The sequence below is a fragment of the Arthrobacter sp. 01L42 genome (genome assembly GCF_056400005.1).
Map to the genome: position 1 here is coordinate 81523 of NZ_JBFTSL010000015.1, position 26187 is coordinate 107709.

The window sequence follows — 26187 nt, forward strand, 5'->3', positions numbered from 1 at the left end:
AGTGAATTCTCTTAATGAATAACCGTCAGGATTCACAAAGGAATAGAGATGCTCGACGTCCGGCGTTTGCGACTGTTGCGCGAACTGAAGATCCGGGGCACTTTGGCCGAAGTGGCCGAAGCGCTTCAGTACAGCCCGTCGTCAGTCTCGCAACAACTGGCCCTCCTTGAGAAGGAGGCCGGGGTGGAGCTCCTCCGCAAGACCGGGCGCCGGGTGCAGCTGACCCCGCAGGCCGAAGTCCTGGTGGCCCACACCTCCCAGCTCCTGGAGACCCTCGAGCAGGCGGAGGCGGACCTGGCCGCGTCGCTGACCACGGTCACCGGCACCGTGCGGATTGCGGTGTTCCAGTCTGCCGCGCTGGCGCTCATGCCGGACACCCTGACCAGAATGACCGCCAGCTACCCGGAAGTCCGCGTCGAAATGACCCAGCGGGAACCGGAGACGGCCCTGCACGAGACGTGGGCCCGCGACTTCGACCTCGTGATCGCCGAGCAGTACCCGGGCCACGCCGCCCCGCACTACGCCGAACTGGACCGCGTGGCCCTGACCCGCGACGCCATCCGACTCGCCGTTCCGCCCCCCTCGCCGGACCGCGGCCCCATCAGGACGCTGGCCGATACCGCCGGGCTGGCCTGGGTGATGGAACCCCGCGGAGCGGCCTCCCGGCACTGGGCCGAGCAGGCCTGCCGGAGCGCCGGGTTTGAGCCCGACGTCCGCTTTGAAACCGCCGACCTGCAGGCCCAGATCCGGCTGATCGAATCCGGAAATGCGGTGGCCCTGATGCCCGACCTCGTGTGGACCGGCCGCGGCACCAGCGCGCAACTCCTGGACCTGCCCGGGGATCCGCACCGTACGGTGTTCACCTCGGTGCGGCGCTCGAGCGCCAGGCGGCCCGCACTGCTGGCGGCCCGGGAAATCCTGGCGGTGACGGCGGCATCCATCGTGCCGGCGGCGGCCGCGGGCGTCCTCGGTCCGGCCCCCGCGGACCGGCCCGCGTGACTTCCGGCACGTGGAACCGCGCCCGTAACGGCCCGCGGCATGTGCAGTGGGCCACAGCGCGGGCGGTGGCCCCGCGTTAGACTGATGTCGTTATGAATCGCACAATATTCAAATCCAAGATCCACCGCGCGACGGTCACGCACGCGGACCTGCACTATGTCGGATCCGTCACCGTGGACCTGGATCTGCTGGAGGCGGCCGACATCCTGCCCGGGGAGCTCGTGGCGATTGTCGATGTCACCAACGGCGCCCGGCTCGAGACCTACACGATTGCCGGCGAACGCGGTTCCGGCGTGATCGGCATCAACGGCGCCGCCGCCCACCTGATGCATGAGAACGACATCGTCATCCTCATCACCTACGCCCAGATGACCACGGAAGAGGCCAAGGCGTACAACCCCAAGGTGGTCCACGTTGACCAGGACAACAAGATTGTCCAGATCGGCAACGACCCCGCCGAGGGCATGACACCCGGGCTCATGCGTCCGCCGCACTCGCTGAACAACGCCGCGCTCAACTAGCGGCAGCACGCCGTCGGGCGTAATAGGACAGCCCGCGGAATAAAGCTGATTACTCTGGACGGGTGACCATCACCCGCCGCCCACCCGCCCCGCTGCGGAGAACCGCGTGCTAGGGGTTCTGGCGGGATTCTTTGTCGTCTGGGCCATCATCCTGGTCGGCATGTTCGTGGGCCGGCGCAATATCCTGGGCGAGAACGCCCGCCCCGTCCTGAGCGCCCTGACGTTTTTTGTGGCCAGCCCCGCCCTGCTGTTCGAGACCCTCAGCAAGGCGAAACTCCACGACGTCTTTGCCGCGCCGCTGCTCGTGACGGCAGTCGGGGCGGTGACCACGGCGGTCCTGTTCTTTGGCATTGTGCGCTTCGCGCTCAAGCGGTCCCTGCCGGAAGCCCTCATTTCCTCCATGAGCTCGTCGCTGGCCAACTCGGCCAACCTCGGCATTCCCATAGCCGTCTTCGTGCTCGGTGATGCCAGTTATGTGGCACCCCTGCTGATCTTCCAGCTGGCTTTCTTCACCCCGTTGTTCCTCATGGCGTTGGACGCCACCACCAGCTCGCACCGCACTACCCCCCTGAGTTTCGTGCTCATGATCCTGCGCAACCCGATGATCGTGGGCACCGGACTCGGGCTCCTGGTGGCCGCAACCGGCTGGACGGTGCCGCCGCTGATCCTGGAGCCCATTCACTTGATTGGGGGGGCCGCGATCCCGGCCATGCTGATCGCCTTCGGCATGAGCCTGAACGGTTCCAAGCCGCTGCAGGCGGCCGCCGGACGCCGGCTGGACGCCCTGCTGGCGAGCTTCTTCAAGCTCGTTGTCCACCCGCTGGTGGCCTACCTGTTTGCCCATTTTGTCCTCGGCATGCAGGAACAGGCGCTCTTTGCCGCCGTCGTCACGGCCGCCCTGCCCACCGCCCAAAACGTGTTTGTCGCGGCCAGCCGTTACCGCACCGGCGTAACGGTAGCCCGGGACACCGTGCTGATCACTACGGTGGTAGCTGTGCCCGCCATGATCGGCGTGGCCCTGCTGCTGGCCTGACCTCGCCGGGCAGCCGGGCTCGGCTGCCCGGGATCGGCGGACCGGCACCAAACCCGGAGGAGGACCCTTGAAAACAACCCTGGACACTGTGGTCATCGGCGGCGGCGCGATGGGCTCGGCCGCCGCGTGGGCGCTGGCCCGGCGCGGCCGGGAGGTGACCCTGCTGGAGCAGTTCGGTCCCGGCCACCGCAACGGCGCCTCCCACGGCACAACCCGGAACTTCAACCCCGGCTACGCGGATCCGGACTATGTCGCCATGCTGGCAGAGGCGGCCAGGCTGTGGCGCGAGCTCGAAGCGGACGCCGGCGAGCGCCTGCTGGCGCGCACCGGCGTCGTAAACCACGGCCCCGATCCGCGGTTGCCCGAGATCCAAAATGCGCTGCTTGCCGCCGGGCTCCGGGCGGAATTCCTCTCCGCCGGGGAAGCCTCCGAGCGCTGGCGGGGCATCCGTTTCGATACGCGCGTGCTGCACATGGCGGATGGCGGCCAGTTGAACCCGGACGCCGCACTGCCGGCCCTGCAGCGGCTCGCCGCCGGGCTCGGCGCCGAGATCCGCCATCATGTGAAGGTCCTCGAGTTGAATGTCCTCGACGACGGCGTCCGGCTCACGCTCGAGGCCGGGGGCCGCAGCGAGGTGCTCACCGCAAGGCAAGCAGTGGTCACCGCCGGCGGCTGGACCACGAAACTGCTCTCCGGGGTCGCGCCCCTGCCCCGGCTGACGGTCACGCAGGAACAACCCGCACACTTCGCCATCACCGATGAGGGCGCCCAGTGGCCGGGGTTCAACCACATGCCCGGCCACGGGGACGCGTACGCGTACTGGCGTTCGCCGGTTTACGGCATGCAAACACCGGGCGAGGGGATCAAGGCCGGATGGCACGGGGTGGGCCCGGTGGTGGACCCGGACCGGCGGAGCTTCGCGCCGGAGCCCGAGCAGCGGGCGGCCCTGCAGCGCTACGCCCGGGACTGGCTGCCCGGGGTCGACGCCGACTCCCTCACCGACATCAGCTGCACCTACACGACCACCGTTGATGAGAACTTTGTCCTGGACCGGATCGGGCCGGTTGTCATCGGCGCCGGCTTCTCCGGGCACGGCTTCAAGTTCACGCCGGTCGTGGGCAGGATCCTGGCCGACCTCGCGACCGGCGACGGCGGAGCGCCGGCTGTCTTCTCGGCCTCCCGCCCCGGGGTCCGCTGACGCCGTCGGAGAGCCAACGCGGGGTCACATGGCGCCCATGGTGGGGCCCGGCATGGGCGTGATGTGACCCCGCGTTGCTGTGTGGGCCGGTAGGCTGGGGCCGGTCTTATGCGCCCGGATACCCGTCGCGCCAGCATGAGGTGGGGGTAAATTGCTCAGCACGCGATCAGGCAGCATCCAGTCCAACGACATCCAGTCCAGCGGCGCCCAAGGTATGAGCGCCCGCAGCCCAAGGATCGGTGCGGTCGACTGGATCGTGCGTGGGGTGGCGGGCCTGCTACTGGTGGCGACGTCAGCGTGCTCCGGCCCGGGTACTGTTCCCCCGGCCGCCGGCAACGGCGTCCTCCCCGTCGTCACGGCTACCCCCGCCGCTGCGTCAGCCGGCACGGACAGCGCTCCGCTGGATCCGGACGCCACCCCCGGCGTCGAAGTTCCCGGTGCCGAAGTTCCCAGTGCCGAAGCTTCAGGCATCGAAGTTGCCGGCGCCGATGTTGCGGCCGCCGCGCCCCGGCAGCCGGCATTGGCGGGCAAGGCCCTCGCGGTACTGGCCACGCTGCCCGTCAAGGGCCGCGCCCCCAAGACGGGCTATTCCCGCGACCAGTTCGGCCCGGCCTGGTCCGACGTTGATCACAATGGCTGCGATACCCGCAACGACGTGCTCCGCCGCGACCTTACTTCTGTCGCGCTCCGGCCCGGGACGCGGGACTGCGTGGTGCTCTCCGGCGTCCTGGCCGACCCCTACACGGCCGTCGCCATCCACTTCCTGCGCGGCAATGCCACCAGCACCGCCGTCCAGATCGACCACGTCGTGGCCCTCAGCGACGCCTGGCAGAAGGGCGCGCAGCAGCTCAGCCCGGCACGGCGGCTGGCCTTCGCCAACGATCCCCTGAACCTGCTGGCGGTGGACGGCCCGGCCAACCAGAGCAAGAGCGACGGCGACGCCGCCACCTGGCTGCCGCCGAACAAGTCCTACCGCTGCAACTATGTCGCCCGCCAGATTTCGGTGAAATCCAGCTATGGGCTCTGGGTGACCCAGGCCGAGCACGACGCCATGGCCCGGGTCCTGTCGAACTGCCCGAACGCCCTGGCCCCCGCCACCCAGCCGGCCGCCGTTCCAGCCCAAGCCGCGCCTGCGCCAGCACCCGCGCCCGCACCGGCACGGGCACCGGCGGCCGGCGTGGCGTACGCGAACTGTGCCGCGGTCCGTGCGGCCGGCGCGGCGCCCATCCGCGTCGGCCAGCCGGGGTACAGCCGCAGGCTGGACCGGGACGGGGACGGCGTCGGCTGCGAGTAGCGGCGACCGGCCCGTCCCCGGGCCGGGTGGTCAGTTCTTCTGGTGCCCGTGCAGGAGCCGGGCGCAGCGGATGAAGCCCAGGTGCGAATACGCCTGGGGATGGTTGCCCAGGTGGGTTTCCGTGCCGGGGTCGTATTCCTCGGGCAGCAGCCCCGTGGGACCGAACAGGTTCACCAGCTGGTCAAAGAGGTCCCAGGCCTCCTCGATCCGGCCCACGGCGATGTAAGCCTCGATCAGCCAGGTGGTGCAGATGTGGAAGCCGCCCTCCAGGCCCGGCAGTCCGTCGTCGTACCTGTAGCGGAAAACGGTGGGCCCCACCCGCAGTTCCCGCTCCACCGCCGTGACGGTGGCCAGGAACCGGGGGTCGTTGACGTCCAGCAGGCCGGAGAGACCGATGTGCAGCACGGCTGCGTCCAGGTCCGGGCTGTCGTACGCCACGGTGTAGGAGGACGCCGACTCGTCCCAGCCCTCGCGCAGGACTTCCTCCCGGATCTTCGCCGCCGTGGGCTCCCAGGCCGGCAGCGGTTCCCGGCCATGCCGGACGGCCGTGCGCAGCGCCCGGTCGAGCGCCACCCAGCACATCACCTTCGTGTAGACATGGTGCCGCGGCGCCCGCCTGGCCTCCCAGATGCCATGGTCGGCCTCGTGCCAGCGGGCCAGCACGGCGGCGGCCATCTGGACCAGCAGGTCCCAGTGCCCGTCGGAGAGCATGCCCTGTCGGGCGCTGAGGGCGTGGATCAGCTCGGCGATCGGGCCGAACACGTCCAGCTGCACCTGGTGGTCGGCGGCGTTCCCGATCCGCACCGGGCGGGATCCCGCGTAGCCGGGCAGGCTCTCGATGATGGCCTCGGTGGACAGCGGCGCCCCGGTCACGGAGTAGAGCGGATGGAGCCACTCCGGACCCGGGGCGTGGGCCAGGATCCGGCCCAGCCACGCCAGGAATCCCTCGGCCTCGGCCGTGGAGCCCAGGTCCACGAGCGCGTTGACGGTCATGGACCCGTCCCGCAGCCAGCAGTACCGGTAGTCCCAGTTGCGGGTGCCGCCGATTCCCTCCGGCAGTGAGGTGGTGGGCGCGGCCAGCACAGCGCCGGTGGGTTCATGGACCAGCGCCCGGAGCACCAGCGCGGACCGACGGACCAGCGACGGCTTCACGCCGGGCAGTTGCAGTTCGTTGACCCAGCGCCGGGAGTGATGGGCGACGGCGGCGCGGCGCCGGGTCTCATCATCCGGCATCGCGGGCTGAGGTTCCGTGTCGCCGCAGCGCAGGTTGAGGACCACCGGTCCGTCCCGCAGATCGACGTCGCCTGTGGCCGTGGCGTGCCGGCCGTCGGAGGTGATGGCAAAGGCCACGCCGGGAGCCCGGAGAATGATCGGATCCGCGGTTCCCACGACGTGCAGTTCAGTTCCTCGCGCCTCCATGCTGAACGGGGCATTCGCGTAGTCCGGCCGCGGGGCGAAGACGACCCGGGCCGTGCCGGTGCCGGACAGCACCCGGACCAGGCTGGTGATGCCGTCCGGGGCCGGCTCCAGGTAGTCCGTCACGGTGACGTCGGCCCAGCGGGTTTCGACGATCATGGTGCTGTCCACGTAGCGCTGGCCCAGGACCTGCGAGGCCTTCGCCGGTTCCACGGAGAAGTGCCCCGCCGCATCGCCGCCGAGCAGATGGGCAAACAGCGACCCGCTGTCCGGCAGCGGGTGGCTCATCCAGCAGATCTTCGCGTCCGGGGTGATCAGGGCGGTGGACGAGCCGTTGCCGATCATGGAGTGCCGCTCCAGCCCCACGGCATCCTCGCCGAACAGCCACGCCCGCCGCAGTTCGAACAGGATCGCCAGGACGCGGGCGAACGACTCCGGGTCCCGGAGCGTGTGGGCTGCCACGGTGGGCCCCTCCCCCACGCGCAGCGCCATGTCCGGTCCGCGCAGCGTCGCCATGGCCAGCTCATCGCTGGAGGCGTCGCCTGCGTAGAGGGCGGCACTCACGCCTAGCATGGAGCGCAGGTGCTCCAGCGCGGAGGCCTTGGACGGTTCCACCACGGAGAGATCCAGCACCGAGCCGTCCACGACGAAATGCAGCCCGTGCGCCCGGGCGATCTCCTCCGCCTTCGAGGTGGCCAGTGCGACGATGTCCGGGCCGGCCGGGCGGGTGTGCACCGATACGGCGACCGGCTTGCGCTCAATGCTGATGCCCCGGTAGGCGCCCACGGTTTCGGCGAGTGCCTGGCTGGCCTGCTGCAGCACTGATTCGGTGGCGAGGGACAGCCCGTGGGCGTAGCCCATGTCGAACTCCGCGCCGTGCGAGCCGACCAGGTGCACCTCCGCGGGGAGCCGTGAGACGGCGGCCAGATCCCGCAGCGACCGCCCGGAGATGACGGCCGCGTGCGTGTTCGGGAGGGCTGCCAGCGCCCTCAACGCGATCGCCGCGCTGCCCAGTGGCAGGGTCTCGGTGGAAATGCCTTCTGCCGCGCACAGCGTGCCGCCGTAGTTGCAGGCCACGAGCAGCCCAGGAGTGCGGGCCAGGATCTTGAGCTCAGCCAGCAGTTGCGGCGTGAGCCCGTCGTCGGCCGCGTTGGTCTGCACGAAAGCGCGGAGCAGGCCCAGCGGGAGGGATTTGGTGAGAAGCGCAGAGTCGGCCAGGGCCTGGTTGAGCGGTGTGGGCATCGGCGCGGTCCTTCGAGTAGTCCCCAATGCCTGCATGCGAATCGTCCCCGGGAGGACGCAATTCAAGTATCCTCCCGGGACGATTTCGCATGGGTGTCCCGGCAGTTGCAACTATGTAACATCCCCGGGCCGCCATGACGCCCCGTGACCAGCGATGGCACCAGTGCTGGTTCCTTGCTGCACCGCCATGGCGTTGCGTTTCAGCAGCCGGCTGGCCTGTATTCGTAGGTCCCCGCATCGGCCGCGCCGCCGCCCTGGCAGTCGCCCTTCTGGTTGGCCGGCCGCCCGTCCAGATCCAGGGGGAAGGGGCTGACCCCGGCCCGGTCAATGGCCGGGCTCGCGCCGGAGAGGTGGAGATCGGCGGGTGCGTTGACAAAGTCGGCCGGCTCGGTGGTGGAGGTGGCATTGGGAATGATGTTCGTGGGGCCGTTGAGGACGTTTTCCTGCTCGGTCCAGCCGGCGCCGTCCATCCACAGCGCGTTGCGGGCGGCCACCAGGATGTTTCCCCTGACGACGGTGGAGGCCGGGCACGACGCGTGGCAGACCAGACCCTGGGAGTCCGCGCCGTCCAGCCACACGGTGTTGTATTCGAACGTGGTGCCGTTGGTCGGGCCGAAGGAGGACGTCCTGCCGCGCGCGATCAGCCCCATGGCCTGGGAGCAGTTGGGGCCGCAGGTGGACCGGACCAGGTTGTAGCTGTACGTGTTGCCGTCGGCAGTTCCGCCCTTCCCGCGCCCCAGTTCGGAGAAGACGTTGTTATCCACGGCCACGTTGTGATGGATCCTGTTCCGGTTGCCGTTGAATATCTCGAACGCGCTGCCGTCGTGGCCAAAGTCGTAGGACAAAGCGGTGGAGCCGGTGACGGTATTGCCGGCGAACTCGTTGTCGCTGCCGTTGATCAGGAAGCCAAAGGCGCCCGAGTCGTCATCGCACTTCAGGGCCGTGGCGGTGCCGCACAGCTCCCCCGGCGTATTGACGTTCATGATGTTGTTGTCGGCAAGCGTGTTGTTGGTATAGGTGCCGAAGTCGGAGCCCTCGCTCACTTTGATGCCCGCGGCATTGTTCCTGGCGGCGGAGTTCCGCACGGTGCCGTGGTCGCCGTAGATACTGAAGCCCGCATAGCCGCACGACTCCGCCCGCAGGCCGTCAACGGCGATGTAGTCGCCGTCGAGCCTGACGCACGTACCTGCCAGTCCGCCCGTAACAGCAGGCGGATCGCCGCTTCCATAGGCATTCAGCGTGACCTTGAGCCGGCTGGTGCCGCTCTGGCCGACCACAAGGCCGCCGGAGAAGATGTCTCCGCGGCGAAAGCTGACCGAGTCCCCGGGCCGAAGCGCAGTGGCATTGACCTTGTCGAGCGTCGCCCAGGCTGATTGCGGCGACGTCCCGTCGTTGGCGTCACTGCCGTCGGCGCTCACGTAATACGTGGCGCCCTCGGACGACGCCGGCGCGGACGCGGACGGGCCGCCGAGCAATCCTCCCAGGAACAGCAGGACGAGCAGCGTGGCGGCGGCTGTGGACTTGATCTTCATGGGTGCACCTGGGTTTTCGCCATGTATCCGCGGTTCCGGGCGCCACCGCCAACCGGCGGACCACATCGGCACCCTGAGGGGCTTAACGCTAAGAGCGGCCCCGCCCTAAGTCAACGGACGAGTCCGGCCATGCGCATCAAAATGTTCTTTTTTGCTACTTGACGTTCCTTATTGTGCGATTATGATAGCTAATGATGTGAGCTGCTTCACTCCACCCGCGTTATTTCAAAGGAGAAATTATGACCATGCATGAAGACGCACTGCTCCGGGCCTCCAGCCGAGGCGGGTGGGACCGGAGGACGCTGCTGAAAACCTTCGGCGCCGGAGCAGTCGCGATGGCCGGCATTCCCCTGCTCTCGGCCTGCACGGGCGGCAGCGCACCTGCCAGCGGCGGCGCCAAGACGGCCACGTTCGGTTCCGGGTCCTCCGACGAGGTCCCCAAGGCTGCCTACAAGGCGGTGACCGACGCTTTCCAGAAGAAGTCCGGCATCGCGGTCACCACCAACGTGGTGGCGCACAACGACTTCCAGAACAAGATCAACACCTACCTCCAGGGCAGCCCCGACGATTCGTTCACCTGGTTCGCCGGGTACCGCATGCAGTATTACGCCGGCAAGGGACTGCTCGCCCCGATCGATGACGTCTGGGAAAAGGTCGGCGGAAACTACTCCGATGCCCTGAAAAAGGCCTCGACCGGAGCCGACGGCAAGATGTACCTGATCCCGAACTACAACTACCCCTGGGGCTTCTTCTACCGCAAGAGCCTCTGGACGGAAAAGGGGTACACCGTCCCCACGACGTTCGATGAGCTGAAGGCCCTCGCCACCAAGATGAAGGCCGACGGCCTGATCCCGATTGAATTCGCGGACAAGGACGGCTGGCCCGCCATGGGCACGTTCGACTACCTGAACATGCGCCTGAACGGCTACCAGTTCCACATGGACCTCACCGCGCACCGGGAAAGCTGGGACCAGAAGAAGGTCAGCGACGTCTTCGACACCTGGAAGGCCCTGCTCCCGTTCCAGAACCCGAACGCCCTGGGCATGACCTGGCAGGACTCGGCGAAGTCCCTCGCGGACAAGAAATCCGGCATGTACCTGCTCGGCTCCTTCCTCACCCAGCAATTCACGGACAAGGCAATCGCCGACGACATCGACTTCTTCCCGTTCCCCGAGGTCGCGGTGGAAGGCCAGGACGCCATCGAGGCGCCCATCGACGGCCTGCTGCTCTCCAAGAAGGGCGGCCAGAACCAGGCCGCCCGGGACTTCCTGGCCTACGTCGGCACCCCGGAAGGACAGGATGTGTACGCCTCGGTCGACTCGTCCAACATCGCCACCGCCAAGGGCGCCGATACCTCCAAGTTCACTCCGCTGAACAAGAAGCTGGCCGAGGCCATCAGCGGCGCCAAGAACATCAGCCAGTTCTTCGACCGCGATGCCCTTCCCGCCATGGCCAACAACGTGATGATCCCGGCGCTCCAGTCGTTCATCAAGGACGGCAACGTCGATGTGAAGAACCTGGAAGCCCAGGCGAAGTCCCTGTACGCCGCCCAGTAGCGGCGTGCCGACCGCGCGGGTGACCGCGCGGTCAGCACGGCTCTTTCCTCTGCATTTCGCTCTGCTCTCTGCATTTCGCTCTGAATTTCACAAGGCAAGGAATCTCCATGAGTGTCTCTACCAACCCGTCGGCGCGGGGGCGCAAAGCAGCCGCAGCCCCCGCGCGGCGGGTTCGGCGGCTGTCCGGCCGCGACAAAGTGGTGCTCGGCTTGATGGTGGGCGTCCCTACGCTGATCCAGCTCGTACTGGTCTGGATCCCCACCCTCATGTCGGTCGGACTGTCCTTCACCCGCTGGAACGGGCTGGAGCTGACCGACATCAAGCCCGCCGGCGGCGAGAACTACCAGTTCATCGCCCAGGATTACCCGCCGTTTTGGCCGGCCATGCAGCACAACGTGCTGTGGCTGGCGTTCCTGGCACTCGTCGCCACCCCGCTGGGGCTGCTCCTGGCCGTGCTCCTGGACCAGAACATCCGCGGCACGCGGATCTACCAGAGCATCTTCTTCGCCCCGGTGATGCTCTCCCTGGCCCTGATCGGGATCATCTGGCAGCTGTTCTACAACCGGGACAGCGGCCTCCTGAACTTCTTGCTTGGCACCGCCGGCACGCCCCAGGCCGTCGACTGGTTCGGGGATTCGAGCGTCAACATCTGGGCAGCCCTCTTCGCCGCCACCTGGCGGCACGCCGGCTACGTCATGATCCTGTACCTGGCCGGGCTCAAGGGCGTGGATCCGACCCTGCGCGAGGCGGCCCAGATCGACGGCGCCAACGCGGTCCAGACCTTCTTCCAGGTGGTCTTCCCGGCCATGCGCCCGGTGAACGTCATCATCATCGTCATCACCGTCATCGAATCCCTCCGGGCGTTCGACATCGTCTACGTGATCAACCGCGGCACCAACGGGCTGGAACTGATCAGCGCCCTGGTCATCCAGAACCTGGTGGGCGAAGGGCAGGTGATCGGCATCGGCTCGGCGCTGGCCGTCATCCTGCTCGTCATCTCGCTGATCCCCATCACGTTTTACCTCTCCCGCGCATTCGGAAAGGACAAAGAGGCATGAGCATCGCCCATCCAACCGATGCCGCCGCGGCCGGCAGCCCGGCAGACGCCCGGCAGCGCAGCTCCGGCCCAGGCAGGACCGGCCCCCGCCCCGGCCGCCCGGCCAACAACAAGCAGGGCAAGAAGCACTACGGCACCCACGTCTTCCTCATCGTCATGGCGGCGATCTGGCTCGTACCCCTGGCCTGGGCCATTTTCACTGCCCTGCGGCCCAAAGCCGACACCGACAAATACGGCTACTTCAGCACCGGCGGCGCCTTCAACTTCGACAACTTCGCCCAGGCCTGGACACAGGGCGGCTTTTCCCAGCTGTTCTGGAACTCCGTGCTCATCACGGTCCCCTCGGTGTTCCTGATCCTCTTCTTCGCCTCCATGATGGCGTTCGCCGTGAGCCGGGTGAGCTGGAAGTTCAACATCACCCTGCTGATCATGTTCACCGCCGGAAACCTCCTGCCGCCGCAGGTGCTCGCGGCGCCGCTCTTTGAAATGTTCAAGCACTTCGAGCTTCCCTACGCCATCAGCGATTCCGGGAACCTGCTCAACACCTACATCAGCGTGATCGCCGTGGACACCGCCTTCCAGATCGGCTTCGTGACGTTCGTCCTCTCGAACTACATGAAGGCCCTGTCCCCCGAGCTGACCGAGGCGGCCCTGGTTGACGGTGCCGGCGTCTGGCGCCAGTACTGGGACATCATCCTGCCGCTGTGCCGCCCGGCCCTGGCCGCCATGGGCACGCTCGAGGTGATCTTCATTTACAACGACTTCTTCTGGCCCCTGCTCTTCATCCAAAGCGGAGACCGGCTCCCGGTCACCACCGCGATCAACAACCTCCAGGGCCAGTTCCTCTCCAACTACAACCTGATCGCCGCCGGCGCCATGATCACGGCCGTTCCGGCCCTGATCATCTACCTGCTCCTGCAGCGCCACTTCGTGGCGGGCCTGACCCTCGGCTCCAGCAAAGGATAAACGTGGACAACAGCTCCAACCACAACAACGCCATGGACTACATCACCGCCCGCCTCGGCTCCGAAGGCTCCCCGATGCTGGCATTCGGCGGAGACTACAACCCGGAACAGTGGCCCGAGGAGATCTGGGACGAGGACGTCCGGCTGATGCGCGAGGCCGGCGTCAACCTGGTCAGCGTGGGCATCTTCAGCTGGTCCCTGCTTGAGCCGTCCGAGGGCGTCTACGAATTCGGCTGGCTGGACCGGGTCCTGGACCTGCTGCACGCCAACGGCATCCGGGTGGACCTGGCGAACGCCACGGCGTCGCCGCCGCCCTGGTTCAGCCACAAGTACCCCGAGTCCCTGCCCGTGACCGCCGACGGCGTGCGGCACAGCTACGGTTCCCGGCAGGCCTTCGCGGCGTCGAGTGCCGAATACCGCCGGGCCGCCGCGGCCCTGACCGAGCAGATCGCCACCCGGTACAAGGACCACCCCGCCGTCGTGATGTGGCATGTCCACAACGAGTACGGCTGCCACAACCAGCCTGATTTCTCGGACGGTGCCGCCGCGGGTTTCCGGCGCTGGCTCGAACGCCGGTACGGCAGCCTGGAGGCCCTCAATGCCGCGTGGGGCACCGCCTTCTGGTCCCAGCGCTACTCGGCCTGGGAGCAGATCCTGCCGCCGCGCACCTCCGGTACCTGGGTGAACCCGACCCAGCAGCTGGACTTCGCCCGCTACTCTTCCGATGAGCTGCTCGAATGCTACAAGGCCGAGGCCGCGATCATCCGCACGCACTCGGGACATCCCGTGACCACCAACTTCATGGGGTTCAACATGGGCCTGCACCAGCCCGTGGACTACTGGCGCTGGTCCGAGGAGATGGATGTGGTCTCCAACGACCACTACCTGATTGCCGAGGATCCGCGGAACTTCCAGGAACTGGCGGCAACCGCAGACCTCACCCGCGGCTGGGCCAAGGGCAAGCCGTGGCTGCTCATGGAGCATTCGACCTCTGCCGTGAACTGGCAGCCGCGCAACATCGCCAAAGCGCCCGGCGAGATGCTGCGCAACTCCCTGCAGCATGTTGCCCGCGGCGCCGACGGCGCGCTCTTCTTCCAGTGGCGGGCCTCGCGGGCCGGCGCCGAAAAGTTCCATTCCGGGCTGCTGCCGCACGCCGGCACGGACACGAAGGTTTGGCGCGAAGTGGTCCAGCTGGGCCAGGCGCTGCGGAGCCTGGCCGAAGTCAGCGGCTCGGTGGTTACGGGCCCGTCCGGCCGGGTGGACGTCGCGATCCTCCACGACACTGACGCCCGCTGGGCCTCGGAACTGGACTCGCACCCGAGCGTGGACGCCTCCAACATCGCCGAAACCCGGCGCTGGCACGATGCCTTCTACCGCGCCGGCATCCCCACCGACTTCCGCCAGGGCACCGATGACCTATCCGGCTACCGGCTCGTCGTCGCGCCGATGCAGTACCTCGTGAGCGATGCCGGGGCCGCGAATCTGGACGCGTACGTGCGCTCCGGCGGCCACCTCGTGGTGACCTATTTCTCCGGTATCGTGGACGAAAATGACCACATCAGGCTTGGCAGCTACCCCGGCGCGTTCAGCGGACTGCTGGGCGTGAAGATGGAAGAGTTTTTCCCGCTGCGCGGCGGCGAAAGCATCCGGCTCAGCAGCTTCGGGGCGGGTACCTGCTGGAACGAATTGGGGCATGCCACCACCGCCGAGGTCCTCGCGGCCGTGGAAGAGGGACCGGCCGCCGGTTCTCCCGCCGTGACCCGTAACCGTGCCGGAAGCGGCCGCTCCTACTATGTCGCCACGTCACTCGCGCCGGAGGGCCTGGGCGAACTGCTCGCCGTCGTCTGCGCCGATGCCAGGGTGCAGCCGCTCGTCCCGGACCTGCCGGCCGACGTCGAAGTGGTCCGGCGCAGCAAGGACGGGACGGACTGGACGTTCTGCATCAACCACGGCGCCCACGACGTCCGGCTGCCGCTGGAAGGCGTGGACCTGCTCACCGGCGCCGAACTCGACGGCGGGCTCGGCCTCGCGGCCGGCGGTGCCGCCGTCGTCCGTTCGGCTGCCGCCCGATTGGTCGGCACCTCCGCCAGCCACTCAAACCAGTCAAGCCACTCAAACCTGTAAGGACTCCACATGCTAGCCGCAGCCCGCCATTCCGCCATCCTCGCGGAGGTCCAGCGTGAGCGGATCGTCCGTGTCGCGGACCTCGCCAAGATGCTCGGCGTCTCGCTGATGACCGTGCGGCGGGACATCGAGGCCCTGGACGCGGCGGGCGCCGTGGAGAAGATCCACGGCGGGGCCAAGTTGCCCGGCGGCGCCGGCACCCACGAGCCAGGCTTCGAGCTGAAGGTGACCCAGCTCAAGGACGAGAAGATGGCAATTGCGCAGGAGGCGGCCGCGCAGGTGCGCGAGGGCATGGCTGTGGGGCTCAGCGCCGGCACCACCACGTGGGCGCTGGCCCAGCTGCTGTCCGCCGGCCCGCGCATCACGGTGGTCACCAACTCGGTGCGGATCGCGGACGTCTTCCACCAGAGCGCCTCCCCGTCCACCGTGATCCTGACCGGCGGCGAGCGCACACCCTCGGACGCCCTCGTCGGGCCGCTGGCCACTTCCTCGCTCAAACAGCTGCACCTTGACGTATTGTTCCTCGGCGTCCACGGTGTCGACGCCGATGCCGGCTTCACCACCCCCAACGTGCTCGAGGCCGAAACCGACCGGGCGTTCGTCACCGCGGCCCGGCGGGTGGTGGTGCTGGCGGACCACACCAAGTGGGGCACCCTCGGCATCAGCACGATCGCCGGCCTGGAGGACGCTGACGAACTCATCAGCGATGACCTTCTGGGCAGCGAGGCCCGGCGCATCCTCGGCGAGCGCGTCGGCCGCCTCCGCCTGGCCCATACCGGCGACGCCCGAAGCATCAGCGCAGCCAGCCCCGCAGCAGCCACAGGCTGACCGCCCGGCCCCCGCCCACCCAAACCACTACGCCTGGAGCTGCCGTGAACAACCCGGACCTCACCCTTGCCGCCGAGATCCGCTCCCCCGTGGGCGTCCCGCCGGTGGAGCCGTTGTACCTGCGCCGCTCCGGAACGTCCCTGCTGATCGACTTCAGCACGGGCGAGGCCGCCATGCTGCACTTCGGCGCCGACCTCGGCCCGGCCCTGCCAGATCTTTCGCTGTTGGGCCAGGCCGTGCCGCACTCGGCCCTCGACGTCCCGGTGGCGCTGGGACTGATCCCGCAGGCGTCCTCCGGCTGGCGCGGGCGCCCCGGCCTCCGCGGCCACCGGAACGGCCAGGCGTTCTCGGCCCGTCTGCGTGTTGTCAGTGTTGAACGTTCCAGTGCTGAGCTGTCCAGCGGCGAGCGGTCCCGCGGGGCGGACTGCTCGGCCGTCATCACCCAGGCCGACCCCGAGGCCGGTGTCAGCGTCCGCACGGAGATCAGGATCAACGACGGCGGCCTGCTCCAGCTCCGGCACCGGCTCGACAACGACGGCGCCGGCCCGTACAGCCTCGACGAACTCGCCGCCGTGCTGCCCGTGGGCCGCGCCGCCACAGAAATCCTGGACCTGACCGGCCGCTGGTGCCGGGAGTCCCACCCCCAGCGCCTGCCGCTGCGCCAAGGCACATGGGTCCGCTCGGGCCGGCACGGCCGGACCGGCCACGACGCCTCGCTCCTGCTCGCGGCCGGAACCCCCGGATTCGGGAACCGCCACGGGCAGGTCTGGGCCGTGCATCTGGGCTGGAGCGGCAACCACGAGAGCTTCGTTGACGCCGCCGCGGACGGCCGGACCGTCCTGGGCGCCTCGGAACTGCTCGGCGCCGGCGAGATCAGCGTGGAAGCGAACGCCAGCTACGAGACCCCGTGGCTGTACGCTGCCTACTCCGCCGCGGGCCTGGACGGCATCAGCGATGCCTTCTACAGCTGGTTCCGCGGGCGCCCGCACCACCCCGGCGTGCGGTCCGGCAAAGCCCGTCCCGTGGTGCTCAACGTCTGGGAAGCCGTCTACTTCGACCACAGCCTCGAGCCGCTGCTCGAACTCGCCGAAGCGGCCGCCGGGCTCGGCGTGGAACGCTTCGTCCTCGACGACGGCTGGTTCCGCGGCCGCCGCGATGATCACGCGGGCCTTGGCGACTGGTACGTCGACGAGGGCCTGTGGCCCGAGGGCCTGACGCCGCTGATCGACGCCGTTACCGGCCACGGCATGGAATTCGGGCTCTGGGTCGAACCCGAAATGGTCAACGAAGACTCGGACCTGGCCCGCGCCCACCCGGACTGGATCGCCGGCCCGGCCGGCCGGCTGACTGGCCGGCTGCCCATGCAATGGCGGCACCAGCAGGTCCTTGACCTGGTCAATCCGGCGGCCTGGCAATACATCTTCGACAGGCTCGATGCCCTGTTGAGCGAATACCGGATCAGTTACCTCAAATGGGACCAGAACCGGGACCTGGCCGAGATGGGCCACGCCGGCCGGCCGTCCGTGTACGCCCAGACTCAGGCCGTCTACCGGCTCCTGGACGAGCTCCGCAAGGCCCACCCCGGCGTCGAGATTGAAAGCTGCTCCTCCGGCGGGGCCCGCGTGGATCTCGGCATCCTGGAGCGCACCGACCGGATCTGGGCCTCGGACTGCAACGATGCCCTGGAACGGCAGACCATCCAGCGCTGGACCGGCGTGGTGGTGCCGCCGGAGCTCGTCGGATCGCACATTGGCCCCACCACGAGCCACACCACGGCGCGAACGCACGATCTCTCGTTCCGGGCGATCACCGCGATGTTCGGCCACTTCGGCCTCGAATGGGATGTCCGGCGCCTCGACGATGCCGAACGGACCGAGCTTGCCCGAGCCATCGCACTGTTCAAGCAGTACCGGCCGCTCCTGCACAGCGGGCGCATGGTGCGGGCCGACGAGCCCGATCCCGCCCTCCGGCTGCACGGGGTCGTGTCCCACGACGGCGGCGAGGCCCTCTACGCCCTGGTCTCGGTGGCGACGTCGTTCGCCGAAGTCCCGGGGAAGGTCTGCCTGCCCGGGCTGCTCCCGGACACCGCGTACCGGGTGGAAGCGGTCTACCCGGCGGCCGGGGACCGGCGGGCGTTCCTGCAGGCGGCGCCACCGGCGTGGCTTGCGGGCGGCGTCGAGGCCTCGGGACGCTTCCTGGCCGAATCCGGGCTCCCAATGCCGGTCCTGAACCCGGAACACGGGCTGCTCCTGGCAGTCCGCCGCGCCACCGCCGCCGCTCCGGCCGCCTATCCAGCCGCAACCAGCGCACACCCCGTGAGGAACCCCTAGCATGGGCCAGATTACGAAACGCTCCCACAAGCTCTCCGACGGCCGGGACATCATCTACTTCGATGATGCCGATACCGCCCTGCCCCCGCACCGGGGCGAGGATCTCCGCGCGCCGGCGGTCCGGCCGCCCACGGCCACCATGCGCCAGGACGCCCTGACCGGGGAGTGGATCTCGATCGCGGCCGCCCGGCAGAACCGGGTGGTCCTGCCGCCCTCGCACCTGGACCCGCTGGCCCCGGCGTCGCCGGAGAATCCGTCGGAGATTCCGAGCCTCTACGACGTCGCCGTCTTCGAAAACAAGTCCCCCTCCTTCGGGCCGGACCTGGCGGGGGCCGCCGCGCCGGAAGGCCTGGATGACCTCGCCCGGGTGGGGCTGGGGCGCAGCCGGCAGTCCGTGGGCCGGTGCGAAGTGGTGTGCTTCTCCCCGGAACACACCGGCTCCCTGGCGGGCCTGCCCCTGTCCCGGATGCGCACGGTCGTGGAAGCCTGGGCGGACCGGACGGCCGCGCTGTCCGCGCTGCCCGGCGTCGAACAGGTCTTTCCGTTCGAGAACCGCGGCGAAGCGATCGGCGTGACGCTGCACCACCCGCACGGACAGATCTACGCCTACCCGTACATCACGCCGCGCACGGCCCAGCTGGTCCGCACGATCGAAAGTTACGGCGGCGCGCTGTTCGAGGACATCCTGAGCTTCGAGCAGAAATCCGAGCGGGTGCTGCTCCAGGGCGAGCACTGGACGGCGTTTGTCCCGTTTGCCGCGCGCTGGCCGCTGGAAGTGCATATCCTCCCGCACCGGCACGTCCCGGACCTCGCCGCCACGACCGACGAGGAACGCGATGAGTTCTCCCTGCTGTACCGCCAGCTCCTGCGTGGCGTCGATGCCCTCTACGACAGCCCCACGCCGTACATTTCGGCGTGGCACCAGGCTCCCGTCCACGCCCACCGGGACGACATCCGGCTCATGCTGCAGCTGACCTCGCCCCGCCGGGAGGAGGACAAGCTCAAGTACCTGGCAGGGTCGGAAGCCGCGATGGGGGCATTCATCGCGGACATCCCGCCGGAGACGGCCGCCGCCCGGCTCCGGGACGCCATGGAGGCAGCATCGCCGCCACCGCGTACACCAGGGCTCGAGCCATTCCGTACAGAACTCCCAGCAACAGAACAGGAAGCAGCCCAGCCATGAACGAGGTCCTTGAACGGGAAAGTGGGTACTTTTCCAGCGAGTTTGGGGGCGCGCCGGACGGCTTGTGGTCGGCGCCCGGGCGGGTCAACCTGATCGGTGAGCACACGGATTACAACGAGGGCTTCGCGTTTCCGATCGCGATCGACAAGCGCACCACGGTGGCGGCCCGCGTCCGCGCAGACCGTCTGCTCCGGGTCACCAGCAGCTCTTTCCCCGGTGTCATAGAGGTAAGCCTCGACCGCCTGGACCCGGATAGCCTCACCGGCTGGGCCGCGTACCCCCTCGGCGTGGCCTGGGCGATGTCCCGGGCGGCAGCAGCCGGCGACGGTTCCGGCGTCGCGTCCGGTTCAGCAGCCGGTTCCGGCGTCGCGTCCGGTTCAGCAGCCGGTTCCGGCGTCCCGTCCCGGATGTCCGGCCTGGACCTGGCGCTGACCTCGGATGTCCCGGCCGGCGCCGGGCTGTCCTCCTCCGCCGCAATCGAATGCGCGGTGGCCCTGGCCCTGAACGATCTCTGGGACTTGGGGCTGGGCAGGCCTGAACTGGCACGGATCGGCCAGCTGGCCGAGAACCGGGTGGTCGGCGCGCCCACCGGCATCATGGACCAGTCGGCCTCGCTCCTTGGCGAGCCCGATCATGGCATCCTGCTCGATTGCCAGAACCTGTCGACCGAGCCGGTTGCCCTCGGCTTCGCCGGTGCCGGGGTGGGACTGCTCGTGATCGACACCCGCACCAGCCATTCCCATGCCGACGGCGGCTACGCCAGCCGCCGCCGTTCCTGCGAGGACGGCGCCCGCCGCCTGGGCGTCGGCAGCCTGCGGGCGCTGGGCCCGGACGATCTTCCCCGCGCCGCGGCACAGCTCGACGGACAGACCTACCGCCGAGTCCGCCACATCATCACGGAAAACCAGCGGGTGCTCGACACCGTGACGGCACTGCGGACCTCCGGCCCCACCGCGATCGGGCCGTTCCTCAACGAATCGCACGAGTCCATGCGCGACGACTTCGAGATCTCCACCCCTGAGCTCGACCTCGCCGTGGCCAGCGCGCAGGGATTGGGCGCCATCGGCGCGCGCATGACCGGCGGCGGTTTCGGTGGCGCAGCCATTGCTCTGGTCCGCAACGACGGCGCCGCGACGGTGGCCGCGGGAGTTACCCGCGACTTCTCCCGGGCCGGATACGCGGCCCCGCACATCTTCCCCGTCACCGCGTCCGAGGGCGCCCGCCGGGAACTGTAGCCCGGAAGGCCCCAGGTCGTTATGCCCGCACGAGGCGGGCGGCGTCGGCCAGAAGTTCCACGGAACGGAGCCGGGGTTCGGTCCCGGTGCTCTGGTGCGCCACGATCAGTTCGTCGGCGTCGGCGTGCGCCGTGAACTCCTCGAGGTACGCCAGGACGGCCTCGGGGGTGCCCACCGCGGAGTACTTCATCATCTGCGCCATGTGCTGGCCCTGGGGCGAGTCCAGGATCATGTCCGCCTCGTCGTCGCTGAACACGCGGCCATTGCCGAAGAACAGGGAGACCCTGGCCCGCTTGGTGGCCTGGAACATCGCCTGCGCCTCAGCGGCGGAATCGGCGGCAATGACATTGACTCCGGCGATCACGTGCGGGGCCTCGAGCTGCGCGGAGGGCCGGAATTCGCGGCGGTAGACCGCCACCGCATCCTGCAGCGCGTTGGGCGCGAAGTGCGAGGCGAACGCATAGGGCAGGCCCAGCTGGGCGGCCAGCCTGGCGCCGAACAGGGAGGAACCCAGGATGTACAGCGGCACGTTGGTGCCCTTGCCCGGGGTGGCCTCGACGCCCTGGATGCGGGTGGGGCCGCTCAGGTAGCCCTGGAGCTCCAGGACGTCCTGCGGGAAGCTGTCTGCCGACATCGGATCGCGGCGCAGGGCGCGCATGGTGTTCTGGTCGCTGCCCGGCGCCCGGCCCAGGCCGAGGTCGATCCTGCCCGGGTGCAGGGTCTCAAGCGTGCCGAACTGTTCGGCGATGGTCAGCGGCGAGTGGTTGGGCAGCATCACGCCGCCGGCGCCGAGCCGGATGCTGGAGGTGTGGGCCGCGACGTGGGCGATCAGCACACTCGTGGCGGACGAGGCGATCGCGGACATGTTGTGGTGCTCGGCGTACCAGATCCGCCGGTAACCCCGGTCCTCGGCGAGCTGCGCCATGGCCACGCTGCCGGCGAAGCTTTCCGCCGCCGTCTGGCCCGGGCCGATGGTAGCGAGATCAAGAATGGAAAGCGGAACAGTCACGGAAAAGCCGGCCTTTCGTAGCGGAGCAGTGTGCGGGCCGGAGTTTGGACTGCGGTCCTGGGCGGCACCGGGTTTCCGGCGCGGGCACACTGGGGTCAACGACGGCGGCCCCCGGGATATTTCTGCAGGCGGCTCAGGGGCACGAGTAGTTGTAGTCAAGGCCCCCGGAGATGTACTGCGTCATCGAGACGCGGCTGTTCGGGGTGAGCCCGGGGCGGGCGCAGTTCGCCTTGGCCCCGGCCGCCGATCCCGCTCCAGCGAGCCAGCTCGGCAGACCTGCCAGCGGGCTGGCGAACTTCACGGTTCCGGCGATCTCCCCCCACTGGTAGGCGGTGGAGTAGAGGCCCACGCGGGCGCCGATCTTCTTGAAGTAGGCGGCCATGCCTTCCAGGACGGCGACGTTGGCGGCTTTGTCAGCCTGCCAGGTGTTTTCCGTTTCCACATCCAGCCACCAGAGGTAGGACTGCGGGTTGCCGACCCCGCGGCGCTTGGCGTCGTCGGACGCCTTGGCCCACCCATACATATAGGAGCAGGCTTTGAGCGACCCCAAGGCGCAGTTGCCGTAGGGGTTCGTGACCTTCACCCCGTTGTAGGTGTTCAACGTGGGCCACCAGGACCCCTGCCGGGCGGGGTTGGCCGTGTTGACGTACAGCGCCACCCTCGGCTGCGCCGTCGCTGCCGGGGACTTTGCGGTCTTGGCCCAGGCCAGCTGGCTTGCCAGGCACGGGTTCGTGTTGTTGGCCAGGCCATGGTTGACGCCGACGATCGCGAAGGCCGGCTGCTTTGGGAGGGTCTTCCCGCATTGCGGCCAGGACACATCGATTCCGGGTCCCGAGGTACTGGCCGTAGCGGCCGAAGCGGGGCTTCCGCCCAGCAGGACAAGGCCGAGGGTCACGGCAAAGGCCAGCACGATGCGCGGGAACGAGTTGGGCATGCCACAGTCTAAGGCAAAATCGCAGAAACGCTAATCGGTGGCGTAATTCCGCCACGGCGCAGGTTTTGCCGCCGGAATGCCCGGAACGCACGCCTGCGGGCGCCCCCGCATCGCCGGGCGGGGATGCCCCGTTAGGGAGCCTTGGAATAGTCAGCAAACTGAGGATGTTCACTTTCCTATGAGCCACGACAATTCACAGCACCCGGAAAAATCCGCCACGATCGCCCTCAAGGATCTGGGAACCGTCCACCGGCTGGGCTTTGGCGCCATGCGGATCGTCGGCGACGGCGTCTGGGGCGAGCCTGCAGACCGCGCCGCCGCGGTCGCCGTCGTGCGCCGCGCCGTGGAGCTCGGCGTCGACTTCATTGACACCGCAGACTCTTACGGCCCCAACATCAGCGAGGAAATCCTCGCCGAGGCGCTGCATCCCTACCGGGACGGCCTCAAGATCGCCACCAAGGTGGGGTTCACCCGCACCGGCCCCAACGTCTGGGTTCCGGTCGGCCGGCCCGAATACCTGCGCCAGCAGACGGAACTGAGCCTGCGCAAACTCAAGGTCGACTCCCTCGACCTCCTGCAGCTGCACCGGATCGACCCCACGGTGGACCGCGACGAGCAGTTCACCGTGCTTCGCGATCTGCAAAAGGAAGGCAAGGTCAAGGCACTCGGCCTCTCCCAGGTCAGCGTCGAGGACCTGGAGGAAGCCGGGAAGTACTTCACCGTCTCCACGGTGCAGAACCGCTACAACCTCACCGACCGCAGCTCCGAGGACGTCCTCGAGTACGCCGAGGAGAACGGCATCGGCTTCATTCCGTGGGCGCCGATCTCCGCTGGCGAGCTGGCCCGGCCGGGCGGACCGCTCGACGAGGCGGCGAAGCGGCTGGGCGCCACGACTTCCCAGGTGGCGCTGGCCTGGCTTCTGCGCCGGTCCCCCGTCATGATGCCGATCCCCGGCACCGGCTCCGTCAAGCACCTTGAAGAGAACCTGGCCGCCGCCGGCGTCGTCCTCGACGACGCCACCTATGCGGAACTCGAAGCGACCCGCTGAACCGCGCCGCTTCCCATATTTCACCTTATCCACCGTCCGCCGGCCCTGCCGGCAGAACAGGAGCAGCACCATGGCTAAAAATATTCTGATGGTTGTCTCGGCAGCCGATTCCCTGACGATGCGCGACGGCAGCGAACACCCCACCGGGTACTGGGCCGAGGAGCTCGTCGTCTCCCACCGGACCCTTCTCGACGCGGGCCACACCGTGCACATCGCCACTCCGGGCGGCAAGAAGCCGACGGTGGATGAGGTGAGCCTCGCGGCCGAGTCCGCCGGTGGGCAGGACCGTGCGGATAGCTTCCGCCGCTACATCGATTCCCTCGACGCCGAACTGTCCAACCCGCTGGTGCTGGCCGACGTCGACGCCTCCGCCTACGACGCCGTCGTGATGCCGGGCGGCCACGGGCCGATGGCCGACCTGTACCAGGATGCCGACCTTGGCAGCCTGCTGACGGCCGTCAACACGGCCGGCAAGATCATCGCGCCGTTCTGCCACGGCCCGGCCGGGCTGTTGAGCGCCACGGACGACGACTGCGCGTTCACCTTCGCCGGACGCCGCCTCACCGTCTTCACCAATGAGGAGGAGCTGGGTGGCGGCACGGGACCCAATACACCGTGGTTCGTGGAGGACGTCCTGAAGGAGAAGGGCGCGGTAGTGGAGAACGGCGCGGCCTGGACGTCTCATGTTGTGCGGGACGGAAACCTCATCACCGGGCAGAACCCGCAGTCCAGCGAGGACGTGGCCAAGGAGGTCCTCAAGGCCCTCGCCGAATAAGCCACTCCTAGCCGGGTCCGGGAACCCCGGACCCGGCTAAGCTAACCGCATGGCCATCAAATCCACTGCAGACAAAGTCGCCACGATCGTCCAGGGCTACACGTTGGACGGCCCGACGATCGAGCTCGGTGCGGCGATCGTCGACGGCGAACTCCATAAGGAAGCCTCCGTCCGGCTGCCGCTCGCGATGATGAACCGGCACGGCCTCGTGGCCGGGGCGACAGGGACGGGCAAGACCGTCACACTGCACATGATGGCCGAACAGCTTTCCACCGCCGGCGTGCCCGTGTTCCTGGCCGACATCAAGGGCGACCTCTCGGGCCTGGCCACCGCCGCCACGGGCACCGAAAAACTCCTGGCCCGCACGGAGAGCATCGGCCAGGCCTGGTCCGGCAAGACTTTTCCGGTGGAGTTCCTGGCCCTCGGCGGCGACGGCAAGGGCATACCGGTCCGCGCCACCATCACCTCCTTCGGCCCCATCCTGCTCTCCCGCATCATGGACCTGAACGAGACCCAGGAATCCAGCCTGCAGCTCGTCTTCCATTTCGCGGACAAGAAAGACCTGGAGCTGATCGACCTCAAGGACCTGCGGGCCGTGATCCAATTCCTGACCTCGGCCGAGGGCAAGGACGAACTTGAGGAACTCGGCGGCCTCTCCAAGGCAACCGCCGGCGTGATCCTGCGCGAACTGATCACGCTCGAGGCGCAGGGCATGGAGAAGTTCTTCGGCGAACCCGAGTTCGACACCGCCGAACTGCTGCGTACCGCGCCGGACGGCCGCGGTGTGGTGAGCTGCCTGGAGCTTCCGACGCTGCAGACCAAGCCCATGCTCTTCTCAACGTTCCTCATGTGGCTGCTGGCCGACCTCTTCGAGGACCTGCCCGAGGCCGGGGACCTCGACAAGCCCAAGCTCGTCTTCTTCCTCGATGAGGCCCACTTGCTGTTCAACGGCGCCTCGAAAGCCTTCCTGGATGCGATCACCACCACCGTCCGGCTCATCAGGTCCAAAGGTGTCGGAATTTTCTTCGTGACGCAGACCCCCAAGGACGTCCCCGCCGACGTCCTCGGCCAGCTGGCAAACCGCGTGCAGCACGCCCTCCGCGCCTATACCCCGGAGGACGCCAAGGCCCTCAGGGCCACCGTCTCGACCTTTCCGACCAGCGACTACGACCTCGAGGAGACCCTCACTACCGCCGGCATCGGCGAGGCCGTCATCACAGTCCTGAATGAGAAGGGCGCGCCGACCCCGGTGGCGCTGACCCGGCTCCGCGCCCCGGAGTCCGTGATGGGTCCCAGCACCGACGAGCTGATCTCCAGCACCGTCGCCGCTTCCGCCCTGCTGCCCAAGTACGGCACCGCCGTCGACAACATCTCGGCGTACGAGAAGATCGCCGCCGAAGGCGGTGACCGCACAGGCGCTGCCACCGGGCCGGCGGCCGGGACCGCACACCACGGCGGCGCCCGGGACGGCGGCAGCCAGGAATCCGCCCAGGGCGGCGGTTTGGACCCCCGCGCCATCGACGCCGAAGCCCGGCGGATCGAGGAGGAAATCCTTGGCCGCCCCAGCAGCCGCCCCGCGCCGGCGCCCAGGATGCCCGACGATGACAACGTGGCCGAGCGGCGTGCCCCCCGGCCGGCGCGGCCGCCGGCCGGCGGTGGCGGGGGCATTGGCGGCGAACTCGCGGGGGCCCTGGGCGGTGGCCTTCAGAGCATGGCCCGCTCGCTGGGGACCCAGCTTGGCCGGGAACTGCTCCGCGGCGTCTTCGGCACTTCCTCCAAACGCCGCCGCCGCTAGGGATCACCGCGGCGGCATCCAACCGAACGTTCCCTGCCCGCGGGCCGGGCGGCCTTCAGCCATGCTCCGCGTCACAGATGCGGACTGTGACACCGGGATTCCTGTGGGGTACA

At 68.5% G+C, this 26187-nt stretch carries 20 protein-coding genes; 16 read left to right on the forward strand and 4 right to left on the reverse strand.

Going from position 1 to position 26187, the window contains the following annotated elements; genetic code table 11:
- The first annotated feature begins 48 nt into the window (after positions 1–48).
- The 5 genes from AC1DN2_RS14140 (at position 49) to AC1DN2_RS14160 (ending at position 5045) form a co-directional block, all read left to right on the forward strand.
- On the forward strand, positions 49–999 hold the full coding sequence (locus AC1DN2_RS14140; RefSeq protein ID WP_476850779.1) for a LysR family transcriptional regulator: 951 nt from the start codon (positions 49–51) through the stop codon (positions 997–999).
- A 92-nt stretch (positions 1000–1091) separates the two neighbouring features.
- Positions 1092–1520: an aspartate 1-decarboxylase gene (panD, locus tag AC1DN2_RS14145; protein ID WP_028275366.1), complete on the forward strand. Its 429-nt coding sequence runs from the start codon at positions 1092–1094 to the stop codon at positions 1518–1520.
- Between the two features lie 106 nt (positions 1521–1626).
- A complete protein-coding gene (locus tag AC1DN2_RS14150; RefSeq protein WP_018774009.1) occupies positions 1627–2553 on the forward strand; it encodes an AEC family transporter in 927 nt (308 codons plus the stop codon).
- A 67-nt stretch (positions 2554–2620) separates the two neighbouring features.
- A complete protein-coding gene (locus AC1DN2_RS14155; RefSeq protein WP_476850780.1) occupies positions 2621–3751 on the forward strand; it encodes an FAD-dependent oxidoreductase in 1131 nt (376 codons plus the stop codon).
- A 151-nt stretch (positions 3752–3902) separates the two neighbouring features.
- Positions 3903–5045: a GmrSD restriction endonuclease domain-containing protein gene (locus AC1DN2_RS14160; RefSeq protein WP_476850781.1), complete on the forward strand. Its 1143-nt coding sequence runs from the start codon at positions 3903–3905 to the stop codon at positions 5043–5045.
- 30 nt (positions 5046–5075) lie between these two features.
- Here AC1DN2_RS14160 and AC1DN2_RS14165 read toward each other — a convergent pair whose 3' ends face one another.
- Both AC1DN2_RS14165 and AC1DN2_RS14170 read right to left on the reverse strand, forming a co-directional pair.
- Positions 5076–7703, reverse strand: a complete 2628-nt coding sequence (locus tag AC1DN2_RS14165) for a trehalase-like domain-containing protein (RefSeq protein WP_476850782.1) — start codon at positions 7701–7703, stop codon at positions 5076–5078.
- 200 nt (positions 7704–7903) lie between these two features.
- Positions 7904–9235, reverse strand: coding sequence for a hypothetical protein (locus AC1DN2_RS14170; RefSeq protein ID WP_476850783.1), 1332 nt, complete (start codon positions 9233–9235; stop codon positions 7904–7906).
- A gap of 239 nt (positions 9236–9474) precedes the next feature.
- On the opposite strand from AC1DN2_RS14170, the gene AC1DN2_RS14175 reads away from it, so the two are divergent.
- The 8 genes from AC1DN2_RS14175 to galK all read left to right on the forward strand — a co-directional run bounded on the left by AC1DN2_RS14175 (position 9475) and on the right by galK (position 20513).
- Positions 9475–10791: an ABC transporter substrate-binding protein gene (locus tag AC1DN2_RS14175; RefSeq protein WP_476850784.1), complete on the forward strand. Its 1317-nt coding sequence runs from the start codon at positions 9475–9477 to the stop codon at positions 10789–10791.
- A 107-nt stretch (positions 10792–10898) separates the two neighbouring features.
- A complete protein-coding gene (locus tag AC1DN2_RS14180; protein ID WP_476850785.1) occupies positions 10899–11849 on the forward strand; it encodes a carbohydrate ABC transporter permease in 951 nt (316 codons plus the stop codon).
- Positions 11846–12814, forward strand: coding sequence for a carbohydrate ABC transporter permease (locus tag AC1DN2_RS14185; protein ID WP_476850786.1), 969 nt, complete (start codon positions 11846–11848; stop codon positions 12812–12814). Before AC1DN2_RS14180 ends, AC1DN2_RS14185 begins: the two co-directional genes overlap by 4 nt.
- Before the next feature lie 2 nt (positions 12815–12816).
- The gene (locus AC1DN2_RS14190) at positions 12817–14937 is read left to right on the forward strand and encodes a beta-galactosidase (RefSeq protein WP_476850787.1); all 2121 of its coding nucleotides are present in this window, start codon (positions 12817–12819) and stop codon (positions 14935–14937) included.
- Positions 14938–14946: 9 nt separating this feature from the next.
- Positions 14947–15765, forward strand: coding sequence for a DeoR/GlpR family DNA-binding transcription regulator (locus tag AC1DN2_RS14195; protein WP_079550600.1), 819 nt, complete (start codon positions 14947–14949; stop codon positions 15763–15765).
- 104 nt (positions 15766–15869) lie between these two features.
- Complete coding sequence (locus AC1DN2_RS14200; protein ID WP_476850800.1) at positions 15870–18095, forward strand: alpha-galactosidase; 2226 nt, start codon at positions 15870–15872, stop codon at positions 18093–18095.
- A gap of 1 nt (position 18096) precedes the next feature.
- Positions 18097–19278 carry a galactose-1-phosphate uridylyltransferase gene (galT, locus tag AC1DN2_RS14205; protein WP_476850788.1) on the forward strand — a complete coding sequence of 394 codons (1182 nt, stop codon included), beginning with the start codon at positions 18097–18099 and terminating at the stop codon, positions 19276–19278.
- Positions 19275–20513, forward strand: a complete 1239-nt coding sequence (gene galK / locus AC1DN2_RS14210) for a galactokinase (RefSeq protein WP_476850789.1) — start codon at positions 19275–19277, stop codon at positions 20511–20513. Before galT ends, galK begins: the two co-directional genes overlap by 4 nt.
- Positions 20514–20532: 19 nt before the next feature.
- On the opposite strand, the gene AC1DN2_RS14215 is transcribed toward galK, so the two are convergent.
- Positions 20533–21522: an LLM class flavin-dependent oxidoreductase gene (locus AC1DN2_RS14215; protein WP_223915098.1), complete on the reverse strand. Its 990-nt coding sequence runs from the start codon at positions 21520–21522 to the stop codon at positions 20533–20535.
- 133 nt (positions 21523–21655) lie between these two features.
- Positions 21656–22456: a glycoside hydrolase family 25 domain-containing protein gene (locus AC1DN2_RS14220; RefSeq protein ID WP_476850790.1), complete on the reverse strand. Its 801-nt coding sequence runs from the start codon at positions 22454–22456 to the stop codon at positions 21656–21658.
- A 178-nt stretch (positions 22457–22634) separates the two neighbouring features.
- On the opposite strand from AC1DN2_RS14220, the gene AC1DN2_RS14225 reads away from it, so the two are divergent.
- The 3 genes from AC1DN2_RS14225 to AC1DN2_RS14235 all read left to right on the forward strand — a co-directional run bounded on the left by AC1DN2_RS14225 (position 22635) and on the right by AC1DN2_RS14235 (position 26074).
- On the forward strand, positions 22635–23504 hold the full coding sequence (locus AC1DN2_RS14225; protein ID WP_476850791.1) for an aldo/keto reductase: 870 nt from the start codon (positions 22635–22637) through the stop codon (positions 23502–23504).
- 70 nt (positions 23505–23574) lie between these two features.
- Positions 23575–24279 carry a type 1 glutamine amidotransferase domain-containing protein gene (locus AC1DN2_RS14230; RefSeq protein WP_476850792.1) on the forward strand — a complete coding sequence of 235 codons (705 nt, stop codon included), beginning with the start codon at positions 23575–23577 and terminating at the stop codon, positions 24277–24279.
- 49 nt (positions 24280–24328) lie between these two features.
- Entirely contained in the window at positions 24329–26074 is a 1746-nt protein-coding gene (locus tag AC1DN2_RS14235) for a helicase HerA-like domain-containing protein (RefSeq protein ID WP_476850793.1), read from the forward strand.
- Positions 26075–26187 lie beyond the last annotated feature (113 nt).

Excerpts from the sequence above, each read along its gene's own strand:
- AC1DN2_RS14180 (WP_476850785.1), top strand. The coding sequence starts at position 10,899 with ATGAGTGTCTCTACCAACCCGTCGGCGCGGGGGCGCAAAGCAGCCGCA.
- AC1DN2_RS14165 (WP_476850782.1), bottom strand. The coding sequence starts at position 7,703 with ATGCCCACACCGCTCAACCAGGCCCTGGCCGACTCTGCGCTTCTCACC.
- AC1DN2_RS14230 (WP_476850792.1), top strand. The coding sequence starts at position 23,575 with ATGGCTAAAAATATTCTGATGGTTGTCTCGGCAGCCGATTCCCTGACG.
- AC1DN2_RS14185 (WP_476850786.1), top strand. The coding sequence starts at position 11,846 with ATGAGCATCGCCCATCCAACCGATGCCGCCGCGGCCGGCAGCCCGGCA.
- AC1DN2_RS14170 (WP_476850783.1), bottom strand. The coding sequence starts at position 9,235 with ATGAAGATCAAGTCCACAGCCGCCGCCACGCTGCTCGTCCTGCTGTTC.
- AC1DN2_RS14140 (WP_476850779.1), top strand. The coding sequence starts at position 49 with ATGCTCGACGTCCGGCGTTTGCGACTGTTGCGCGAACTGAAGATCCGG.
- galT (WP_476850788.1), top strand. The coding sequence starts at position 18,097 with ATGGGCCAGATTACGAAACGCTCCCACAAGCTCTCCGACGGCCGGGAC.
- AC1DN2_RS14225 (WP_476850791.1), top strand. The coding sequence starts at position 22,635 with ATGAGCCACGACAATTCACAGCACCCGGAAAAATCCGCCACGATCGCC.
- galK (WP_476850789.1), top strand. The coding sequence starts at position 19,275 with ATGAACGAGGTCCTTGAACGGGAAAGTGGGTACTTTTCCAGCGAGTTT.
- AC1DN2_RS14235 (WP_476850793.1), top strand. The coding sequence starts at position 24,329 with ATGGCCATCAAATCCACTGCAGACAAAGTCGCCACGATCGTCCAGGGC.
- AC1DN2_RS14220 (WP_476850790.1), bottom strand. The coding sequence starts at position 22,456 with ATGCCCAACTCGTTCCCGCGCATCGTGCTGGCCTTTGCCGTGACCCTC.
- AC1DN2_RS14195 (WP_079550600.1), top strand. The coding sequence starts at position 14,947 with ATGCTAGCCGCAGCCCGCCATTCCGCCATCCTCGCGGAGGTCCAGCGT.
- AC1DN2_RS14175 (WP_476850784.1), top strand. The coding sequence starts at position 9,475 with ATGACCATGCATGAAGACGCACTGCTCCGGGCCTCCAGCCGAGGCGGG.
- panD (WP_028275366.1), top strand. The coding sequence starts at position 1,092 with ATGAATCGCACAATATTCAAATCCAAGATCCACCGCGCGACGGTCACG.